This window comes from Mucilaginibacter sp. GW822-FHT03E02 (assembly GCF_058801545.1).
Genome location: NZ_JBXANJ010000002.1, coordinates 164273 through 184286 on the forward strand (window position 1 = coordinate 164273; position 20014 = coordinate 184286).

The following is a 20014-nucleotide window of genomic DNA, read 5'->3' on the forward strand; positions in this document are numbered from 1 at the left end:
TTTGGTTTATATAACTATAGTACATTATTCAGCAAAAAACTCACACACATTATTTTTTTATTTTTTATTGTAGGTTTTTTAACATTTTATTCTTATTTTTAAGATCCCGATATAATGCTAAATACTTCAGAAACAGATATTAATCTATGGAATTCCGTACGAAAGGACGATAAGTTGGCATTCAATATATTATTTGATCGTTACTGGATAAGCTTGTATAAAACAGCTCATTATTATCTGGAAGACCAAGAAGTTTGTGCCGAGGCCGTTAACGATGTTTTTGTAAGCATCTGGAACCGCAGAAAAGAACTTGAGATTATTTCATTCTTTAATTTCATGCAAACTTCAGTGCGTTTTCAGATCTATAAACGCCGCAAAGCGGTAAAGCTTGAAATAGTTTTTAAAGATAATCTGGCCACCGATAATTTCAGCCATACCAACGACGGCGAAATGAGGATCAGGCAAAAAGAAATTGACAACGAGTTAAGTCTGTATCTTGATAAACTTCCCAAAAGATGCCAGGAAATTTTCGAGTTAAGCAGATTTGAACACCTATCAAACCAGGAGATAGCCGAACGGCTCAACATTTCCAAGCGTTCGGTGGAAAATCAATTGGCACTGGCATTAAAACATTTAAGGATATGTTTTAAACATACCGTCCTTCTTTTGTTTATTATCAGAAACTTATTTTAAAACTTTATACCTTCAAAAAATATAAATAAGAAACCCATTTGTTTTCACTTACTTTTCAGATGTAAAAATTGCCGGGGAAGGCAATTTTTAAAAATGTAAGTCACGTCATCGCTCTAAAAATACTATGCGTTGTCAAAATTGAATAAACCACAGTTTTAAATAAGAAACATTTTATTAATTGATAATTTCGGTTATCAAATGCCGTCAACGGGTGGTTATTACCAGTTGGCCACCTTGTTTCAGCTCATTGTCGGTTATAAAATAATCTTCAATTTTATGAGTTGCGTAACTAAGGCTACCGATCTTTTTACCTGTATTCTTTTTCAAAATGGTAAACGTTTTATTGTTATCCAGCTTAAGTTCTACTTTATCAAAAAGAGGAACAGAGACGATATATTGGGGATCGGCAGGTGAAAACGGATAAAAACCCATAGCATTAAACACATACCAGGACGACATTTCACCCGCATCGTCCATACCGGCATAGGCTAATTTCTGTTTCCCCATATCATAAAAATGGTTCATGATGCTATCCAGCAACACCTGCGATTTTTCCTGTTTACCAACAAAATAGTACAGGAACGGGTAACTATGATCGGGCTGGTTACCCTGGCAATATTGCCCAATAAAACCCGAAATGTTGTAAACCTCATACCCTTTCCATGGAAGGGAAAACAACGAATCCAGCTTTTTTTCGAAGGCATTATTGTTCTTATATAATCCGATAAGTCCTTTTACATCATGCGGGGCAAAAAAAGACGATTGCCATGCATTGGCTTCGCGGTACATGTATTCATAATATGGGTAATAAGGATCAAAGTTTTTAACCCATTCACCATTGGCCAGCCTACCCCTCATGAACCCTGTTGAGGCATCAAATACGTTTTTGTAATTGCCTGTGCGTTTCATTAACATGCGGAAACTACCGGTATCTTTCAATTCTTTTGCCAGCAAAGCGACGGCGTAATCATCATAAGCGTATTCAAGTGTTTTAGTGACCGCAGCTTTGGTTACAGTTTCGGTAACCGGCCGGGGTACATCAAGTTCGGCTATATAGCCCCTGGTGTTGTACTCATCCACATATTTCCTGGTGCCTTCAACAGTGGCGTTCTTTAACATCATGGTGTAGGCTGTTTTCACATCAAAACCTCTTATGCCCCTTAGGTACGAACCCGTTATAAACACAGATGCATGGTCGCCATGAAAAAATGTTGGCATAAAGCCGCTTTTTGCCCCCTTATCGATGAGTGATTGAATAACATCGGCCGTTACTTTGGGCGAGAGCAGGCCTAACAAGATAAGTTTGTTGCGATAATCGTCCCATAACGAGGGTTCTGTGTAGTAATTGAAGCCCTTGTTTACTACGTTGCCGCCTTGATCGGTAAAATCGCCATTAATATCGCTGCGTAAGGCCGGCCATAAAAATGAGCGGTATAAACACGAATAAAACAGCCCCTTTTGACGTTCGGTACCGCCTGTAACCGTAATTTTTGAGAGTAGCTTATTCCAGGTTTCAGCGGCATCCGCCCTTACCTGGTCAAAGCTTTTACCCGGCATTTCCTTCTCCAGGTTCTCCTTTGCATTTTTCAAGCTTACAAACGAAAACCCGATCCGGATTTCAAGCGGTTTATTTTCGTTAACAAAATTTACAACGGGCACTATTTTAGCATCTTTTCTTAACGAGTCGATCTTTTTAATCTTATGATTAGTAACAGCGTAGAAGTACATCTTTTCGCCGCATTGCTGGAAACCTGTAAACGCATTGCTACCATCCTGGCTTATACTCCAGCTCCGTACCCTTTCATTGGCCATGGCCAGGTCGGCAATTAACTTTTTGCTTTCGCCATGTTTAAAAGTATATTTATGGAATGCACAACGCAGGGTTGAGGTTAATTCGGCATTAATGCCATAACGCTTTAAATAAACCTGGTAATAACCGGGATGGGCCGATTCATTTTTATGATCATAGGATGATTTATAATCGTCGGCTGCTATAACACCTGTAGCAGGCAGCAAAGGAATGTTACATAAATTCCAGTGACCTTTGCTGGTATGGGCAAACCCATATATCACCGTATCCTCATATTGATAGCCTGAGCCACTGTGAAACTGCGTAACCGGCGTTAGCTGGACCATGGCATTGGGAAGCGATGATCCGGGAAACACTTCGGCCCCCCAAACGCGATGTGCAGGTGTAAAGCCTGCATCCTTAGCATCCCACAAAGTAGCAGTTCCCAACAACGGGTTTACATATTTAACAGGCGACTGCTGTGCAGGGGCAATACGTATAGAGCACAAAATTAAGATGGCAAGAAGAATATGTTTCCTCATAATTTATTACAGGCGCTATTTTTCTGGCAGGTTAAAGGATATCCTAATCAATTTCTTCTGGTTGCACAGGCATTGTAAACCACATATTAATAAAACGGTGTCATAGCAGCCCCTGTTTTAAATATTGCTATGCGCTTTAAAATATTTTTGCTCAATATGCTGGCAGCCATATATTAGTTATGTTATTTGTCTGCTTGTGTTAATACAAATGAACCCATAATAGTTTCCAAAACAGCTGCAAAATCATACATTTTTATTGACATAGTGTACATTTATTGGAAATTCCGGTGTCATTGACCACGTCATTCCGAGAACACAATAAATCATTCCGCAACACTTTGACCATGCTAATTTATTGACTAAAAACAATGATTTTAAAAATCCAATTACACAAATTGGTGCTCTACATCCTACGGAATTATATGGTCAGGGCGTCCGGAATATCCACGATGACCTGCAAAAGGGCGCCGAAGTGATCGTTAATATTCAGGACAATACTGCGGTGCAACCAGCAGAAATTGCGATGCCTGTTGTAACAAAGTAGGTCCCTAAAGCCTTAGCGTTACCCCATGACCGTCTTCAGGGAAATTGGTGGCGTAGTTGAAATCACGTTTATAATCCGCATTGTCCCAGACCGCGTTAAACATCGTCCGGTAATTGAAAAAGATCTCCAGTTCCTGGTCGCCATATTTAAATAGCTTGGCTACCGTTTCCTTATTTGGATGCCCGTACTTAGAGCCATCCGAAGAGATCAGGATATTTTTGGCGCTGACCTTTAGCATAAGGTCGGCAATGGTACTTTTCTTACTGCCATGGTGGGCGACTTTCCAGGCTTCGACACGCAATTTTTCCTGCCCCTGGCGGCTAATCATTGGCAGGATCGCCCGGAGCAATGCGTCACTGGGCGCATCCCCGGAACACAGGCCTCTTTTGTCTTCGTACCGCCCGATAAAGGCGATGGACGACTCATTGGCCACGCTGTGGCCCTGCACTTCTATCGCATTCTGAAGGCTTTCAATGTCGATGGCATCGCCGAGGACGCCTGGGCGCTGGTAACGCGTATCGTCCGCGAAATCTTCCCTCAGAGCTTCTATATCATCGATGTATTTGCTTTCTGCTTCCCAGCGGATGGCCAGTTGCCGGAGGCTTTCTATCCCCAGGCTGAGCAGCGTGAGCTCCATGCCGCCGGGAAGCCGGAGCACCGGAAGTGCGTGATAATCGGTTACCATGGCTGCGCTACCCTTAAAATAACACTGGTTATGCGGGATTTCGGTCCTTTTGATGAGCAGGGACAAGTAATCGCGTTGGCAACTACCGGTTCCAAAAATCGTTGCCGCAATATTTCGCGTATTTGGCATCGTCGAAGATCACCCGCTTGTAGTGCAGCCAGGGATCGTTAGAAACGGACGTATATGTTTTTCCCTCGTAAAAATAAAAACGGTATAAAAATTAAAAAAGTAAAAGTCGAACCACTTTTCACTGCGTACTAACAGTCTGATTATGAGATTATTATGACATAAAAAAATAAACAGGCTTGGTGGCGTATTTCCTTAAGTGAACCTTATGGAATTCGAACCAAACATCAACAGTTTCTCACTTGGTTCTCTAGCTTCTTTTCTTACAAGAAAAGAAGTCCGTGTTGCAACACTCAAAAAATGTTATGTTAAGTAAAAACTCGCTCGTTAAAAATCATGAAAAATATTAGATTGTTGAAAATCAATATATTGACTGAAGTCAAGATGCTGCCAACAGTTTTAAATCTGTTAAAAAGGAGTTCGAAAAGCTTCCCCCAGGGGCTACTTGAGCGGAAAGGTTGTTAAAACACAACTTTTCCCCTCTTTTTTGCCTTATAATCTGCTGTTAATCAGTAAGGCCTCAATGCCTTTTTCCCTCAGCATTTTACCAGCCTGGTGGCCTGCGGTTAATGAAAATTTCCTGCCTTTTTCAAAGTTCGATTGCTCATCTGTAGTGGGCGGATTTACGCGTACCCCCGTTTTTAAGATAGATGATACTTCATGCTCATCTTCAGCTTCCTCGACGCAAGCCCACCCGATAGCAGTAATACCGAGGTAGAGGCCAAGAATTTTCTTGATGCCAGGTAAATAAGGTGGTGTTCGTCAGATACAAAAACGATAACGGTATGCTTCATGCATTATGGTTTGCTTTTTTAAATTATATATATTTACACTGAATGCAAATCGCAATAAGGATTATTCCGTTGTGTAAACATTAAGTGCCTCGTCTTACAATACGGGGCTTTTTTATGCCAGGATGGTTTCCGGGTGTACGCACCATCAAAAAAAAACAAATCACTATGAAGCGAATGGAACTATGGCAGCGCTCCGGAATGTCTATTATCCAAATCCGCCCAGCTACGAAGCCGCGAACATGCAGATGTTCCCCTTAAGTGCGCCCAAAAACATTACCTGCTAAGGGCCCCTGGGTATCACGAATAAGCAGTTTGGGATGATGGCGTTATTTTACGGGAGGGAAGAAAAAGAGCTTCCGGATACCCGGCAGCAATTGAAATTGTTCCAGTATAAAAATCCGGAAGTCTGAGCTATTTACGTTCACGCCGTTGCTTGTTGCAGTTCTGCGGTAATAAGTGGTCGTTGTAAGGTTGTCACTGGTGTAACCAGTGCTTGCCGTCCCGCTGATATTCGTCCAGGTAGCGTTGTCCGGTGAACTTTGAGCTGATTATTGCCGAATCGTTAAAGAGCATGCTGGAAGGCATGGGCTATGCGGTGCGTGCAATTTTTACGTCGGGCAAAAAAAACCTGGAGAATTTCAAATCCGGTTTTGCCGATATTATTATGATGGATATCCATTTGGCCGATGCTACAAACGGAGTGGAGACCGCTATCGGGATCAGGAAGATGAGCTCCGCCCCTATTATTTATATTACCGACAACCAGGACGAATATCTCAGGAAAAAGGCCATTTACGAAACCAATACCGTGCAATACATCACCAAGCCATTTACCAGGTTGGATGTATCCATTGCTATTGATCTGGCCATTAAAGCCATAAAGGTTCAGGAGCCGGCCATAAAGCCCGTTAACGATTCGCCGTACATCGTCAACGAAAGTGTTTTTGTAAAAGAAGGTCTGGGATTTAAAAAGATACTGGTAAAAGACATCATGTTCCTGAAGGCCGACGGTAGTTATTGCAGGCTTTTTTATAAGAACCGGCAAAAAGCCGGAGAAACGGACAGCAATGGCTCCGTATTGTTTAGTGAAAACCTAAGTTTTGTCGAAGAAAAACTACTTTTTGCTAAAAACCTGGTAAGGGTGCACAGGTCATATGTTATTAATATAGATATCGTAAAGCGGATTCACGAAAACCGGCTATGGATAGAAGAACTGGAAATCCCCATTGGTAAGACCTATAAAAATGATATACTTGAACGGTTTAGATTTATCTATGTAATCGCTTGTTCTTTTACCGCCCAAAGGAGCCGCCGCCGTCCTTCACACGGCATACGGCGGTTTATCAAAAGTCAACAGTTTTGGCGTGGTTGTGATGTTTATCATTATGCATACCTATGTTTTCCCGCAGCATCAACCAGATTTGATACCTCCAACTGTAATGCTTCAACAATACAGGAGAACGCGCCATTGGACACAAGTTTTTATATATTATTGATATTTAGCGAGTTAATGAGGCTCAAAAAAAAACTCTGGCAAAGGTCTCTCCATAGGCATTTTTGCAGCAGGTAGTTATGATGTGACAAAGTGTAACCACTATAGTTTGACGATGTCACTGCTGAGCAACCCACTCATTTTTGCAACAAAAAATCCTCCAATACTAAAATGTCCATGCCAGTTCCTTTAAAACAGGCAAGGGCTTGCTGGGGTGTATTTACAATCGGTTCATCCATACGGTTAAAAGAGGTATTTACCAGGCATGGGCAACCAGTTAACTTGTAAAAAGCCAGAACCAGGTTGTAAAACCCAGGATTTTGCTGTGGATTAACCGTTTGCAAACGTGCGGTATAGTCGATGTGGGTTACCGCGGGGATTGCCGACCGCTTGATTTTTAGTTTATCAAAACCGTTCAATTTATCTTCACGTTCATTAGTCACTGCCCGCAACGCTTGTTTAACACTTGTTACCAGCAACATGTACGGACTCGCAGCCGCCAACTCAAAATATGCTGCTGCGTGCTCTTCCAAAACAGCAGGGGCAAATGGGCGAAAGGATTCCCGGAATTTAATCTTCTGGTTTAAAATACTTTGCATGGCTGCGTTCCGCGGATCGGCCAGGATACTACGAACTCCCAGGGCACGCGGACCAAATTCCATACGCCCCTTAAAGTAACCGACTACTTTTCCATCAGCCAGCAGGTCAGCTACTTTTTTATTGAGCTTTTCTGTTGACAGCTCTTCAAAGCTGATCTCATTTTCTGTCAAACATTTCCTGATTTCAGCGTTGGAAAAAGACGGGCCCAATAGGGCATTCTGCATTTTATCACCTCCCCCGGTATCCTTTCGCGCATCCTGCGAGTACCCGTAATACACCGCGTACGCCGCTCCCAATGCCCCACCGGCGTCCCCCGCGGCAGGTTGGACCCAAATCCGTTTAAAGCCCGACTGTTTCAATATTTTCCCGTTCGCCACGCAATTTAGTGCCACACCGCCGGCCATGCACAAATCGTCAATTTGGTATTCCCGGTGTAATGTCGATGTTAGGGTAAGCATGATCTTTTCGGTTACTGCCTGGATAGAGCATGCCATATCCATGTGGAACTGGCTGAGCTCTTCCCCGGCTGTCCTTGGCAAACGGCCAAATAGTTGGTGAAAGTTTGACGAGGTCATGGTGAGACCTGTGCAGTAGTTAAAGTAGCGCATATTAAGGCGAAAGGAACCGTCATCTTGCAAATCTATCAGATGTTTAAAGATTTGGTCGATATATACAGGTTCACCATAGGGTGCAAGGCCCATTACTTTGTATTCATCACAATTTACTTTGAAGCCCAGGTAATAGGTAAAAGCCGAATAAAGTAAACCTATGGAGTGGGGAAAACTGATTTCTTTTACCTGTTCTATCCGGTTATTGGTACCAATGGCTACCGAAGTGGTTGTCCACTCCCCTACGCCATCAGCTGTTAGTATTACGGCTTTGGTAAACGGCGATGGATAAAAGGCCGAGGACGCGTGTGACTGGTGGTGCGTGGTAAAAAGCAGCTTATTTGTTTTAGGGTTCCAATTACCATCAATGCTTTTTAACTGTTTAATGAGGTTCTTCTTTAAAAACAGTTTGTCCTTCAGCCATACCGGCATGGCTTGCATAAATGAAAGAAACCCTGCCGGGGCAAAAGCCAGGTAGGTTTCCAAAAGTCTTTCGAATTTCAGGAATGGCTTTTCATAAAAAACAACATGATCTACCTGGCCAAGCGTTATTTTGGCTTCCCTGAGGCAGTAAAGGATGGAATTCAGCGGGAAGCTTTCATCATTCTTTTTGCGGCTAAAACGTTCCTCCTGTACCGCGGCTACAATGTGATCATCGTTTAACAGGCAGGCCGCGCTATCATGAAAATATGCCGAGATTCCAAGCGTGTACATACCCGGCTTAAAAAACGCTATAGATAAAAGGCGCCAATACCGATCCCTGGGCCAGAAACAAAAACAGGCTTAGGATAAACAGAAAAATAAATAAAGGCCAAAGCCACAGTCGTTTCCGCGACCATAGGAACATCAAAAACTCGCCTATAATTTCCATAACATCTATTTAAAATTGTTGCTCCAGGGTGCTGTTTGGTGCCGGTTTTGTGGGTTTCCAATACGAGCCACCGGGTTTTGTTTTCAGGTCAAGAGCTTGCTTGCCCAGTAACCGCATGATAAGGCCAATCGGACTTATTACTAAAAAGAACACCAGGAATAAAATAATGGTTGAGTTAATCATCCCCAAAAGATCTCCAATTTTAGTCCACACTTTTCTTAGCGGATTTAATATAGTAGGCACTGTTAAAGCTATCAGTACAAGCAGTCCCCCCACAACAGCAAGCGATAAAGAAAAATGACGATGCACAAGCAGCTGGTATGCTGCTATGGCCAGGCAGGCACCGCCGGTTATTAACCCAAATTTTCGATTTAGTACTTTTTGTTCCATTAGTTATATTTTAACGCGGCTTCATCGGCACCTATGGCGTGGTAGTTTGCAGCTATCCTCCCATTGGCAACCTTATCCGTCTTTTGCAATGTTGCCTTCTTTAGCCTGATGATATCTAAAACCATGGCCCGTATATTGATCAGCCCCGCATAGGCCGGGTTTTGTTGTAACGCCATATCGATATATGGAAGAGCTTTGGCAGGCATATCGCTTTTTAAATATACCAGGTAAATGTTTTGGATATTGGTGAACGACGGCTCGAGTTCATAAGCCTTTTTAAAGTAGTAAACCGCATTAACCGTATCGCCCAATTCAAAACTTAAACGACCGGCATAAACCGGGTAAGTGGTATTTTGAGGTTTCTCAAGCATCACGGCTTCAACCGCCTTAAGCGCTGTTTTTTTATCATTGGCCCGCATGCTATATTTAAAAAGCTGATTCATGGCATCCAGCCAGCTGATGCGGTTTACTGATAATGCCCCCGCAAGCTGTTCCTCCATACTGCTGCCGCGTTTAAACCCGGCGGGGATCGGTTTATTAAACGGCCAGCCGGCTTGCAGCATCATTATCGTATAAGCGCCATAAAGCGAATCGATTTTAGTCACTGGCATTTTGGCAATCAGTTCGGCAAGGCTCATCTCCTTTGCTGCAGGAGCTTTTATCAAGTGTGTTTCCTTTATCGACTGATAAAAAGCTTCAGAAAGCAAGGCATAGCCATATAAATTAGGGTGCACATGCTCCAGCAAAGTTTCTCTGCCTAAAATACCGTGGGGCGAATGTTGTTCAAAAACCTTAAGGGCGTTAACCAAATGAACATTACTGTATTTTTTGGCAAGGCTGATGATTGCCTGGTTCATGGCCTCGGGTGCCCTGAAACGTAACAGATCGAGTTCTTTTGCTTTAATATACTGTTGTTTGGCGACTGCATAATTGCCCTTTTGATAAGACGCCGTTGCCAGCGCGAACTGATTATCGGCAGAAACTGCTGATTTAACCGGTCCACTGATAAACGGTTTCAGATCTTTTTGATTGCTCACCAGGGTACTCAAAAAAACAGGCACGTTTTGCTGCTGCATAAAACGGCACAGCTCATCCATGTTGTTTTTAAACTGATCGATCCCGGCTTTGTATGCGTCAGACTGGTAGCCTATCTCTTGCTGCCGGGCCATACGCTCCATCAGGTTATTACGCTGATCAACATCCGCAGATGCCGGCTTAAAACTACCCATCGTGTTATTGATCAGCTGTACTAAACGCAGTTCTTTTAGCGCAAGTACTGTTTTTACCAGCAAGCGGTTATTGGCGATGTGACTGGTTGACCCTATCCCCAAAGCCCCGTAATATTCATTATGACCGGTGTATACCAACACTGCGTCGGGCTGGTATTTTACAACCTGCTTGCCAAAATCAAGCACCGTATAGGAGTTTACCGCCGTGAGCGAAACGTTAATAACCTCAAACTGTAACCCCGGATAAGTATGCATAAGCCTGTATTGTAGCCAGCGGTGAAACGAACCATTATGCAGGTAAGGGTAACCTGCCGTAGTCGATTCGCCCAAAACAAAAATCCTGAAGGTGTTTTTTGCCTTTACTACTCTGAAGGGCTCAATACTGCCCTTGGTAGCATTAGCGGTATCTGTAAAATAACGTTCAGACGCGTATTTATTGATCACCCAATAATCAGGATTATCCGGGTAACGAATAAACAGGCTGGTATTATGCCCGTAATTGAACAGGCGCAAAAAAAGCTCGGCAAAAAATAGAATAACCAGGGGCAGGCAAAAAGCCACAGCCCTAAACCATTTTATTTTTTTGCCGGAGAGCTTCTCGTTCTTCATCAATGTTATTTACCGTTGTTTACTTCGGGAAACCAAACTGTCATCTCGCCTTTGCCGCGGTTGGCCCATGAGTAATAAGGGATTGCAATAAGTTCCACCTTTTTATCGGCCGCGCCATTAACGCCTTTACTCAACACCTCTCCTTTTAAAACAGTTACACCGTTTAATAAGCCAGCCTCTGCTACCGGTTTAAAAGTGGCATTGGCGGGGATCACCATACTGCTTACACTTGCTTTATTATCCGGCCACTCGGCACAATATATAATCGGGCCACGTTGTAAAGCTGTTTTACCTTTATCATCGGCCAGTGCCTTGTTGGCAACCACCTTTTTTACCTGCATAGGCAAATCCATTTGAATATTATCGCCTTTTTTCCATTGTCTATTGATTACAGCATAGCCATTTTCAATTTTATAGCTTAGTGGTTTGCCATTTAATTTGATGCCGATGTGGGCGGCTGCTTTATTCTGAAACGAATAAAGATCGGATGGAATAGCTTCGGCCCTAGCCCAACCCGGTAACCTTACACGCATGGTAAAAGTAGCGGGTGCCTCTGGCGATACCTCAAATGCAAGCCCGCCATTCCATGGGTAATTGTTACGCTGTACTATGTTTACCTTTTTGCCCTCAACCTCAAGCGCGGCAGTACCTGCTATAAACAGGTTAATAAACACATTTTTATCTTTTTGGGCATAAATGTAGCCCGATAGCGATGGCAGGAAACGCGCCATATTGGTTGGGCAGCAGGAACATTCAAACCAACCAGACCGGCCGGCCTCTAAAGCCGGGTGCGTGAATCCGTTGGTTACCTGCATGGCATTGGTGTAAAAAAATGATTGCCCATCAAGCCCAACACCCGATATGAGGCCATTGTATAACACTTTTTCCAGTACATCAATGTATTTTGCCTGACCATGCAGCAGGAACATGCGCTGGTTCCAGTATACATCACCAATGGCTGCACATGTTTCATTGTAGGCCGTGGCGTTGGGCAGCTCGTAGTCTGCCCCAAAACGCTCACCGCCCGGTACGGCCCCAATTCCGCCCTGAACATAAATTTTCTTGCTCACCATGTTATTCCAAATCTTATCAATAGCAGTAAGGTATTCCTTATCTCCCGTTAATGCAGCTACATCTGCCATGCCCGAGTACAGGTACATGGCCCGCACGGCGTGGCCTTCGGCATCGTCCTGGTCAACAACCGGTAGGTTATCCTGCCAGTACATCCCGTTTTTCCATTCGTCGGTACTGGTTTTATCATAGGCGCGATGACCGCGTTCGTCAATAAAAAATTTAGCGAGGTTTAGGTATTCTTTTTTCCCGGTAATGCGGTAAAGGCGCACCAGGCCCATTTCTACAATTTCGTGCCCCGGCGCTACATGTCTTTTACCCGGACCGAAGGTTTTAACTAACAAATCGGCATTACGCAAAGCGATATCCAAAAAATTGCGTTTATTGGTGGCCAGGTAGTGTGCGGCGGCGGCCTCAAACATATGGCCCGAGTTGTACAGCTCATGACTCAATTCGTTCTCTTTAACCCACCGTTCCGGGCCCGACCATGGGTGCGGGTGCAATGGATCAATTGTACGGGCGGTATATAAATAACCATCGGGTTCCTGGGCTTTACCCACTATAGTGATCAGCGAATCAACATAAGCGTCCAGCCTGGGATCGGGATGAACGGCCATGGAATAGGATGCGCCTTCAATAGTTTTATAAATATCGGTATCGTCAAAAGGGAACTTGGTACAAAACTTCCCGCTCCTGGCAGCTGCCATTTCAAAGTTTTTTACCCGGCCGGTGTTTTCACAGCGGGCAAATGATGCCGGTATGGTTACCGTGCGGTTGGTTTCAATGCGTGGCGACCAAAAATGATCATCGAGCTTTACATTGGTAAATGATACCGGTTTAATAGGATAATCTTTGTTTTGCGCGTATGCCACCCCACAATAAAACGATAAAACAATTAGTATTCTCTTCATTTTGTTTGTATTAAAAGGCACAGGATATAAACCACACCCTGTGCCTTTGTCAATTTATTAATAACCGGTATTTTGTTTAAGGTTGGTATTTTTAACAACTTCCTGTCTTGGTAATGGCAACAAAGCGCGGTAATCGCCGTTTGGCGAGTGCGACAGCCATGATTTTTTGGTATAAACCCCAAAGCGGATCAAATCCTGCCTGCGGCGGCCTTCGGTGTTAAATTCCCAGGCCAGCTCGTCTAAAAACCTGCCGTATTGAATATCGGCACCACCTTCGTGCGTGGTTTTAAGGTGGTTTCTTAAACCGTAATCATATGTACTGCCTTTTTGCAAATCGGCACCGGTAACAGTAGCTTTTGCAGGGTTAGCTGTAAAATTACGCTGCCTTACCTGCGTAACTAACAAAGCCGCGCCGTTGGCATCGCCAGAACGAAGCATACTCTCGGCCTTCATCATCAACACATCGGCATAACGGAACAGTGGGAAATCATTGCTTAAGCCCAGCAAAGCGCCTTGCTTGTACTCAAACTTACCAAGCCTGAACCCGTGCACCTCCTCGGTTGAGTCGACACCGGGCACCACGTTAATGTAATTAAGCGGTTTGCCGGTATAAGCGCCCAATGAGCCATTGATAGGCACACCGGCCAGGGTGTATTGCTGCCCCTGTATCCAGTTGCTTTTTAACCTGCTGTCATCAGGATCAAACGTGTTGATAAATTGCGGTATAGCACAAATACCGCCCCATGGCGAGTATTGGAAGTTATAGGTAGCCTGGTTTTCGGGCTCGAGGCTTTCCATGTGTAAGGCAAAAGCGTTGGCACCATCAGCAGTAAACTTTTCATCAAAAGGGATAGCAAAAATGATCTCTTTCGAGTTTTGATTTTCGGTAGCAAAAACCGAACTCTGGCTTGCTTCCAAACCAAAACCAACGCCTGAGTTGATAATGGCGTTGCATTCGGTGATGCATTTATCCCATGCGGCAGTGCCGGTATAAACACCTGCGTTAAGGTAAATTTTAGCCAGCAATGCATGCGCTGCCCATTGGTTAAACTTGCCATAAGTTGTTTGATCATTAGCCTTGCTTAACAGCGGTAAATTGGTAGTAATTTCTGATACGATGAAATTATAAACATCCTGCCTGCTGCTCTGTGTTGGTAAAAACCCTGTAGGTAAATCAAATTTGGTGATGATAGGTACACTGCCAAAAAAGTCGCAAAGCGGGTAATAGAATGATGCACGCAAAACCTTCAACTCGGCCAGAGCTGCATCTTTACCCGTTGTAATAGGGATAAGCCCATTCTCTATCTGGTAAATAACCCGGTTACAGGTGGTGATACCGGCATAGGCATTGTTCCAGATCTGGTAGCAGTTATCCTCGTCAGATGTCCATTTATGCTCATGCACCCGGCGATAAATACCACCATCCACCCAGCCGTTAGGCCGCTCGGGAATTACCAGTTCATCTGCCGAAATTTCGTTTGTCCTGAAAACAGAGTTGGCGCTACGGCCCAACTCCAGCGGACGCCAATAGGTGTATCCGGCGCCAAGTAATGAGGCCAAATCTTCGGCACCCGGCGTAAAGTTGCTGGCTACAATCGTCGAGTAATCCTTATCTTTTAATTTGGTGCAGGAAAATGTAATAGCAACAGCAGTTAAAACGACCGCGCTGCTTAATATATAATGTATCTTTTTCATGTTGTTAATGATTAAAAGTTTGCACTTAAGCCCAATGTAAATGTCCTGGTGGTTGGATACTTGTCGCGGTTATCGTTACCGGGGTCTAACCCACTGCGGCTGACTTCCGGGTCAATCCCCTTGTAGCCGGTTATTACAAATGTGTTAAGCGTAGATACATAAATGCGTGGCGCGTGAATATATTTTGATTTTAAACTATTGAAGGTATAGCCCAGGTTGATGTTATCAATTTTCCAGAAATTGCCATTTTCAATATAATAGCTGTTAAGCTCAAGGGGCATGGTTTTATTAAGCACGGCCGTACCAAACACCTTATCATTGGCCGATTTTAGGCGGTTATAATATTGAATAGAAGTGTTTTCATAATACATGCGCTGAAAGTTGAGGATCTGGTAGCCAAAAGCACCGCGCATGGTTACACTAAAATCCCAATCTTTATAGCGGATAGTGTTGTTCCAGCCGGCGTAGTATTTAGGCAGGCCATTACCCAGCACCCTTTTATCTTCAAACGAATGGGTAAAATCTTTATAGGCTACTGATTTACCATTTTGGTCTTCATATATCCACTGCCCGTCTGGCGATACACCGGTAACTTTAAAACCATAAAAATCGCCTATGTTTTTACCAACCGTAACAATATTGGTAAAGGTTTGAATAGGCTCGCCCGTGCCACCTGTTGTAAAGTAGTTACTGGTTGTTTTATAGGTTTCGTTTGATAAGCTGATGAGCTTATTAGTATTTGTCGAAAAGTTAAAGCTGGTTGTCCATTGAAAATCTGCCTTACGTATTGGGGTGATGTTTAATAAAACCTCGATCCCTTTATTTTGCATGGTGCCTACGTTTGCCCTGGTAGATGGATATAAATTTGGCGGACTCGGTACCGCATAATCATATAATAAACCTTTTATTTTACGGTTGTACAGATCAACAGAGCCGGTGATCATCCCTTTAAGCAAACTATAATCCAGCCCCAAATCGGCTTCATGTTTTTCTTCCCAACGCAGGTTTGGGTTTGGATTTTGCGACGGACCAAGCGTTTGTACCCATTGCCCGTTTGATAACACGTAGTTGCCATAGCCTAACAAACCTACACCTAAAAAGCCTTGTGCCGGCTGGTTGCCGGTAACACCATAACCTGCACGTAACTTCAAATCATCAAAAATTTGCTGCCCCTGCATAAACGACTCCTTGGTGATTCGCCATCCTACCTGTACGGCCGGGAAGGTACCCCAAGGTTCTTTTGCACCATAAAGCTGGCTGGCAGCCTCGCGGCGTACACTGGCCAACAACAGGTACCTGTCTTTATAATTATAGGTAGCACGGCCAAAAAAGCTGATCAGGTTAGTTTCTGACCGTGAACTGCTTTCAACACCCAGCCCTTGGGCGGCAGCACGGCCTAAACCAATGTTGTTATAGCTGAATATATCGGTAGGGAAATCATGGTTTTGCTCAAAAAACGAAAACGTATCATTATCCTGGTAACTGTAGCCACCCAAAACCGAAAAGTTATGATCGCCAATTGTTTTTTTATACTCGGCAGTTAACTCTAACAAGCGATCTATCGACTGTAAAGAGCCCACTGCGGCATAACCATTCAGGTGGTCACGAATGTTGGAGATGTTCTCCTTATTTTCTGAATAGCCCGCGGTTTGGTTAAAGCGTGTGTATGAACCTAATGCAGATAGCTTAAGGCCATCAAACGGCGTAAGGGTAATGGTTGAGTTATATTTTGATGTTGTGTTTGAGGTTTTACCATCGCTGTTATAAATCATCGATACCGGGTTTTGGTAATTAAAAATGCTTGGCTGCTCAAAGTAAGTACCATCGGCATTTTTAACAGGCGCTGTTGGGTTTTGCAAAATAGCCTGGCGATAAGTATAGCCATTAAAAGTACCACCGTCCTGGGTTTGGGTAAAGGCGTTGTCCTGTTGCAATAAACCAAAATTGATCTTCAATTTATCATTAAACATGTAATGATTGATATCCACCCGGCCAGAGAAAGTACGGTTATCTGATTTCAGGAAAATACCGTTTAATGAGCGGTAGTTAACCGAAGCCAAATAATTGGTTTTACTGTTGCCGCCCCTTAAAGTGAGCGTATGTACAGTAGTTACCGGCAGGTTGTTGGATATCGCTTTAAGCCAATCTGTCGAGCTGCCCAAATCATATGATTTATCCCTGGTACCGGCCGCAATCTGGGCACGGTAATCGGCCGCGGTGAATAATTTGGGTTCGCGGGCAAGGGTTTGAGTACTCACGTAGCCGCTATAATCAACAGCATTGGTAAAATTGCTGCTTGCGCGTTTGGTAGTGATGATGATAACCCCATTGGTACCACGTACACCGTAAATTGCCGCTGCCGATCCATCCTTCAATACATCAATGGTTTCAATATCTTCGGGTACAACGGTTTTTAAACTGCCGGGCACACCATCAACCAATACCAAAGGATCGGAGTTGGCACCCAATAAAGTGGTATTACCCCTTAACAGGATCACCGAGCCGGATGTAGGATCGCCGCTTGGTGCTGATACCGAAAGACCGGCCACCTTGCCCTGTAATAGCTGACCGGCATCTAACACCGGGCCTTTTACAAAATTTTCGGCTTTAACTGTAGCTACCGAGCTGGTAACATCTCCTTTACGCTGGCTACCGTAACCAATAACAATAACCTCATTGAGCGAATTTGGCGATGCCACCAGGCGCACATTGATCACGGTACGGCCGCCGGCAGGTATCTCCTGCGAACTAAAGCCGATAAAAGAAAAGGTAAGGATGGCTTTTTCGGTTTCGGCATCCGGAATGTTCAGGGTGTATTTCCCGGTTACATCGGTTTGAGTACCCATGCTGGTTCCTTTTATACTTACCGTAACGCCAGGTAAAGGCTGATCATGATCATCGGTTACTTTACCCGTTATGGTTTTGGCCACTGCCAGTGTTGTATTTTCGGCCTCATCGGTATTTACCACATCAGGTTGTTTTGCTACGGCTTTCGCCTTTGCCAAAACTATCTGGTCGCCAATAATATCAAATGTAATACCCCTGGGCGTTAACAGCTTGCCAAGTATAGCACCCAGCTTTTCCTGTTTGGCATCTATTGAAAGGCCTAACTCGTTTTCCACAAGGTTTTTACGGTATACAAACTTCAGGCTGGTTACTTTTTCCAGTTGTTGTATAGCGTTGGTAAGGCTTGTATTTTGAATATTATAATCAACCCGCTTATCAAGCAGGCCCTGTCCTTTGCTGGCGTTCGCAAATGAAATACCAGTAAAAACAAGGATGATTATAATTTGACTAAAAGTGATCCTCATAATTTTACACCAGTCAAAGTGGTTTTGTAAATAAATCTTCATACATTTAAGTGTTTCTTTTTAAAAAAATTGAGACATAGGATTCCCGGTTCACCTTTTTAGGCGTTGTACACCGGGGGTTTAAAAATTATAGGGGTGTCTCCAGCACTCCTATTCTTTTTTTCAGGAAATTGGGTTGGGTTTAAGTAATAATTCTTTTTTCCATATAGGCTGCTTTAGGTTTTTACTGGTTATTGAACTGTTTAATTGGTTATTGTTTATTGCTTTCCAGCATGAAGCTGTTGCCCTTTATAATGTAAGTTGCATTAAGTGTTTTTTTAAGCATCTCCATAATGGCGGGCAGATTCTCGTTGGTAAAATCAGCCTTCAAAAAATCGGCATTAATACTCTCGTCCTTTGAGCTGATATTTACATTGAAGTTTTTATTGAGTGTTTTAAACACTTCCCTTATTGGTGTATTGTTAAAAGAAAGGCTTGCTTTTTTCCACATACTCAATGACGCATCCTTTATCACTATATTCTTTTTAAGATCATCGGCCGCTTTATCATAAACAGCTTCCTGGTTGGGCAGCAACATAACCCCATCACCGGCACCAAGCGTTTCGTTTACGCCGGGCCTGGTTTTATCCTGCCCGGCCACAGATACCGAAACCTTACCGGTAATCACATCTACCCGGGTAGTTTTATCTGCCGCGTAGGCGCGAATCCTGAAACTTGTGCCCCATACTTTGGTAATTACATTACCTGTTGAAATAGAAAACGGGCGTGAATGATCTTTGGTTACTTCAAAAAATGCCTCACCGGTTAATGAAACCTTGCGGCTACGCTTTTCGAATGTTTTGGTATAAGTTAAGGCCGAACCGGGGCTTACCCAAACCCGGCTGCCATCTGATAAAATAATGTCTTTGATAGCGTTAGTAGTATTACTGAAAACCTGCTGTGTATTTGTAACCTGCAAAGTATTATTTACCGGCTGTGGTTTTAGTTTGATAAAAAACACCGCGATCAAAACAGCGGCAACACCCGATAGCCAGTATAAAATGGTTTTTACACGGCTTGTTCCCTTACTATGCATGGAAACTATCCCGTCACCTTCTGCCGCGTTGATGTTGCTGTTGATGTTTTGCCACATCAGCATTTTAAAAAGCTCCTGTTCGCGAACCGAAAGCGCTGTAACATCGTCCCCGTCAGGTTCAAACGACTCATACCAGGCAAGGATAATCTCCTTTTCGTGCTCATCACAGTGGCCTGCAAAAAATTTTTCCAACAGCTCGGCAGGTAATTTCTTTTTCATTAGGAACTTGTTTTGGACAAGAGTTAATATTGGTTATATAATAAGATGTAACCTGACTAAGGTGCATCCCCTACTCCTGTTTAAAATATTTTCAAAAAAAATTATTGATACAGGTACAGGCGTACGCTTTATCGGAGAAAAAAATGGTTACCGCAATAAAAAAAACAACACCAGGATATTAAGATGTACCTTTAAAAACCGCAGGGCTTTGGTCAGGTGGTTCTCTACCGTTTTTTCAGAAATACCCAGAAGCAGGGCTATTTCTTTATTCGTTTTATACTGATTGCGGCTTAATTCAAATACATTGCGGCATTTGGGTGGTAAATGGGTAACCTCGGCCTCAACACGTTCAAGCAGTTCTTTGTAGTAATAATTTTCTTCGGTAGAGTTATCGAAGCTGTTGTTAACCATCAGCAAAATTTCACTGTATGAATTGCGCACAGCCTCGGCCCTTTTATGGTTAAGTACCAGGTACCTGATAGAAGTGAATAAATACCCCTGAAGCGAGGTAACTATTTTAACCTGCTGCCGGTTGATCCAAAGGCCGGTAAAAAAATCCTGCACAATCTCTTTGGCTGTTTCCCTTTCTTTGAGGCGTTTATAAGCAGCAGCATAAAGTTTAAGCCAATAACGGTTGTAGATCTCTTCAAACGCGCTGATACTATCCTTTTCGAAAAGTTCGATCAATTCTACATCCGTAAGGTCACAAAACTTTTTCATCTTTACGATAATTACCAACACACTCCGATACAGCTAAACT

General features: G+C 43.4%; 16 protein-coding genes. 3 read left to right on the plus strand and 13 right to left on the minus strand.

Features of this window, described 5'->3' with window-relative positions:
* The first annotated feature begins 114 nt into the window (after nucleotides 1–114).
* Entirely contained in the window at nucleotides 115–693 is a 579-nt protein-coding gene (locus AC1RM2_RS27700) for a sigma-70 family RNA polymerase sigma factor (RefSeq protein ID WP_492988400.1), read from the plus strand.
* Between the two features lie 204 nt (nucleotides 694–897).
* Here AC1RM2_RS27700 and AC1RM2_RS27705 read toward each other — a convergent pair whose 3' ends face one another.
* Nucleotides 898–3024: a GH92 family glycosyl hydrolase gene (locus AC1RM2_RS27705; RefSeq protein ID WP_492988401.1), complete on the minus strand. Its 2127-nt coding sequence runs from the start codon at nucleotides 3022–3024 to the stop codon at nucleotides 898–900.
* 355 nt (nucleotides 3025–3379) lie between these two features.
* Between AC1RM2_RS27705 and AC1RM2_RS27710 the strand changes: the two genes are divergently transcribed.
* Nucleotides 3380–3568 carry a hypothetical protein gene (locus AC1RM2_RS27710; protein ID WP_492988402.1) on the plus strand — a complete coding sequence of 63 codons (189 nt, stop codon included), beginning with the start codon at nucleotides 3380–3382 and terminating at the stop codon, nucleotides 3566–3568.
* A 4-nt stretch (nucleotides 3569–3572) separates the two neighbouring features.
* On the opposite strand, the gene AC1RM2_RS27715 is transcribed toward AC1RM2_RS27710, so the two are convergent.
* The 3 genes from AC1RM2_RS27715 to AC1RM2_RS27725 form a co-directional block, all read right to left on the minus strand.
* Nucleotides 3573–4253, minus strand: coding sequence for a ComEC/Rec2 family competence protein (locus tag AC1RM2_RS27715; RefSeq protein WP_492988403.1), 681 nt, complete (start codon nucleotides 4251–4253; stop codon nucleotides 3573–3575).
* 767 nt (nucleotides 4254–5020) lie between these two features.
* Nucleotides 5021–5173, minus strand: a complete 153-nt coding sequence (locus tag AC1RM2_RS27720) for a hypothetical protein (RefSeq protein ID WP_492988404.1) — start codon at nucleotides 5171–5173, stop codon at nucleotides 5021–5023.
* Nucleotides 5174–5499: 326 nt separating this feature from the next.
* Entirely contained in the window at nucleotides 5500–5682 is a 183-nt protein-coding gene (locus AC1RM2_RS27725; protein WP_492989288.1) for a hypothetical protein, read from the minus strand.
* 23 nt (nucleotides 5683–5705) lie between these two features.
* Here AC1RM2_RS27725 and AC1RM2_RS27730 point away from each other — a divergent pair, with 23 nt between their 5' ends.
* On the plus strand, nucleotides 5706–6743 hold the full coding sequence (locus AC1RM2_RS27730) for a LytR/AlgR family response regulator transcription factor (protein ID WP_492988405.1): 1038 nt from the start codon (nucleotides 5706–5708) through the stop codon (nucleotides 6741–6743).
* A 59-nt stretch (nucleotides 6744–6802) separates the two neighbouring features.
* Here AC1RM2_RS27730 and AC1RM2_RS27735 read toward each other — a convergent pair whose 3' ends face one another.
* The 9 genes from AC1RM2_RS27735 to AC1RM2_RS27775 all read right to left on the minus strand — a co-directional run bounded on the left by AC1RM2_RS27735 (nucleotide 6803) and on the right by AC1RM2_RS27775 (nucleotide 19974).
* Complete coding sequence (locus AC1RM2_RS27735; RefSeq protein ID WP_492988406.1) at nucleotides 6803–8587, minus strand: carbamoyltransferase family protein; 1785 nt, start codon at nucleotides 8585–8587, stop codon at nucleotides 6803–6805.
* A gap of 7 nt (nucleotides 8588–8594) precedes the next feature.
* Nucleotides 8595–8744: a DUF5989 family protein gene (locus tag AC1RM2_RS27740; protein ID WP_477361908.1), complete on the minus strand. Its 150-nt coding sequence runs from the start codon at nucleotides 8742–8744 to the stop codon at nucleotides 8595–8597.
* Between the two features lie 9 nt (nucleotides 8745–8753).
* Nucleotides 8754–9134 (minus strand): SxtJ family membrane protein, encoded by a 381-nt coding sequence (locus AC1RM2_RS27745; protein ID WP_492988407.1) that lies wholly within the window; start codon nucleotides 9132–9134, stop codon nucleotides 8754–8756.
* Complete coding sequence (locus AC1RM2_RS27750) at nucleotides 9134–10972, minus strand: SGNH/GDSL hydrolase family protein (protein ID WP_492988408.1); 1839 nt, start codon at nucleotides 10970–10972, stop codon at nucleotides 9134–9136. The genes AC1RM2_RS27745 and AC1RM2_RS27750 overlap by 1 nt, the downstream gene beginning before the upstream one ends.
* A gap of 5 nt (nucleotides 10973–10977) precedes the next feature.
* Nucleotides 10978–12954 (minus strand): glycoside hydrolase family 127 protein, encoded by a 1977-nt coding sequence (locus tag AC1RM2_RS27755; protein ID WP_492988409.1) that lies wholly within the window; start codon nucleotides 12952–12954, stop codon nucleotides 10978–10980.
* 57 nt (nucleotides 12955–13011) lie between these two features.
* Complete coding sequence (locus AC1RM2_RS27760; RefSeq protein ID WP_492988410.1) at nucleotides 13012–14649, minus strand: RagB/SusD family nutrient uptake outer membrane protein; 1638 nt, start codon at nucleotides 14647–14649, stop codon at nucleotides 13012–13014.
* A gap of 11 nt (nucleotides 14650–14660) precedes the next feature.
* On the minus strand, nucleotides 14661–18002 hold the full coding sequence (locus AC1RM2_RS27765) for a SusC/RagA family TonB-linked outer membrane protein (protein ID WP_492988411.1): 3342 nt from the start codon (nucleotides 18000–18002) through the stop codon (nucleotides 14661–14663).
* 208 nt (nucleotides 18003–18210) lie between these two features.
* The gene (locus AC1RM2_RS27770) at nucleotides 18211–19254 is read right to left on the minus strand and encodes a FecR family protein (protein WP_492988412.1); all 1044 of its coding nucleotides are present in this window, start codon (nucleotides 19252–19254) and stop codon (nucleotides 18211–18213) included.
* 147 nt (nucleotides 19255–19401) lie between these two features.
* Nucleotides 19402–19974 (minus strand): RNA polymerase sigma-70 factor, encoded by a 573-nt coding sequence (locus AC1RM2_RS27775; protein ID WP_492988413.1) that lies wholly within the window; start codon nucleotides 19972–19974, stop codon nucleotides 19402–19404.
* Between the last annotated feature and the right edge of the window lie 40 nt (nucleotides 19975–20014).

Coding starts and splice junctions, on each gene's coding strand:
- AC1RM2_RS27700 (WP_492988400.1), top strand. CDS start 115: ATGCTAAATACTTCAGAAACAGATATTAATCTATGGAATTCCGTACGA.
- AC1RM2_RS27705 (WP_492988401.1), bottom strand. CDS start 3,024: ATGAGGAAACATATTCTTCTTGCCATCTTAATTTTGTGCTCTATACGT.
- AC1RM2_RS27715 (WP_492988403.1), bottom strand. CDS start 4,253: ATGGTAACCGATTATCACGCACTTCCGGTGCTCCGGCTTCCCGGCGGC.
- AC1RM2_RS27720 (WP_492988404.1), bottom strand. CDS start 5,173: ATGAAGCATACCGTTATCGTTTTTGTATCTGACGAACACCACCTTATT.
- AC1RM2_RS27735 (WP_492988406.1), bottom strand. CDS start 8,587: ATGTACACGCTTGGAATCTCGGCATATTTTCATGATAGCGCGGCCTGC.
- AC1RM2_RS27740 (WP_477361908.1), bottom strand. CDS start 8,744: ATGGAAATTATAGGCGAGTTTTTGATGTTCCTATGGTCGCGGAAACGA.
- AC1RM2_RS27745 (WP_492988407.1), bottom strand. CDS start 9,134: ATGGAACAAAAAGTACTAAATCGAAAATTTGGGTTAATAACCGGCGGT.
- AC1RM2_RS27750 (WP_492988408.1), bottom strand. CDS start 10,972: ATGAAGAACGAGAAGCTCTCCGGCAAAAAAATAAAATGGTTTAGGGCT.
- AC1RM2_RS27755 (WP_492988409.1), bottom strand. CDS start 12,954: ATGAAGAGAATACTAATTGTTTTATCGTTTTATTGTGGGGTGGCATAC.
- AC1RM2_RS27760 (WP_492988410.1), bottom strand. CDS start 14,649: ATGAAAAAGATACATTATATATTAAGCAGCGCGGTCGTTTTAACTGCT.
- AC1RM2_RS27765 (WP_492988411.1), bottom strand. CDS start 18,002: ATGAAGATTTATTTACAAAACCACTTTGACTGGTGTAAAATTATGAGG.
- AC1RM2_RS27770 (WP_492988412.1), bottom strand. CDS start 19,254: ATGAAAAAGAAATTACCTGCCGAGCTGTTGGAAAAATTTTTTGCAGGC.
- AC1RM2_RS27775 (WP_492988413.1), bottom strand. CDS start 19,974: ATGAAAAAGTTTTGTGACCTTACGGATGTAGAATTGATCGAACTTTTC.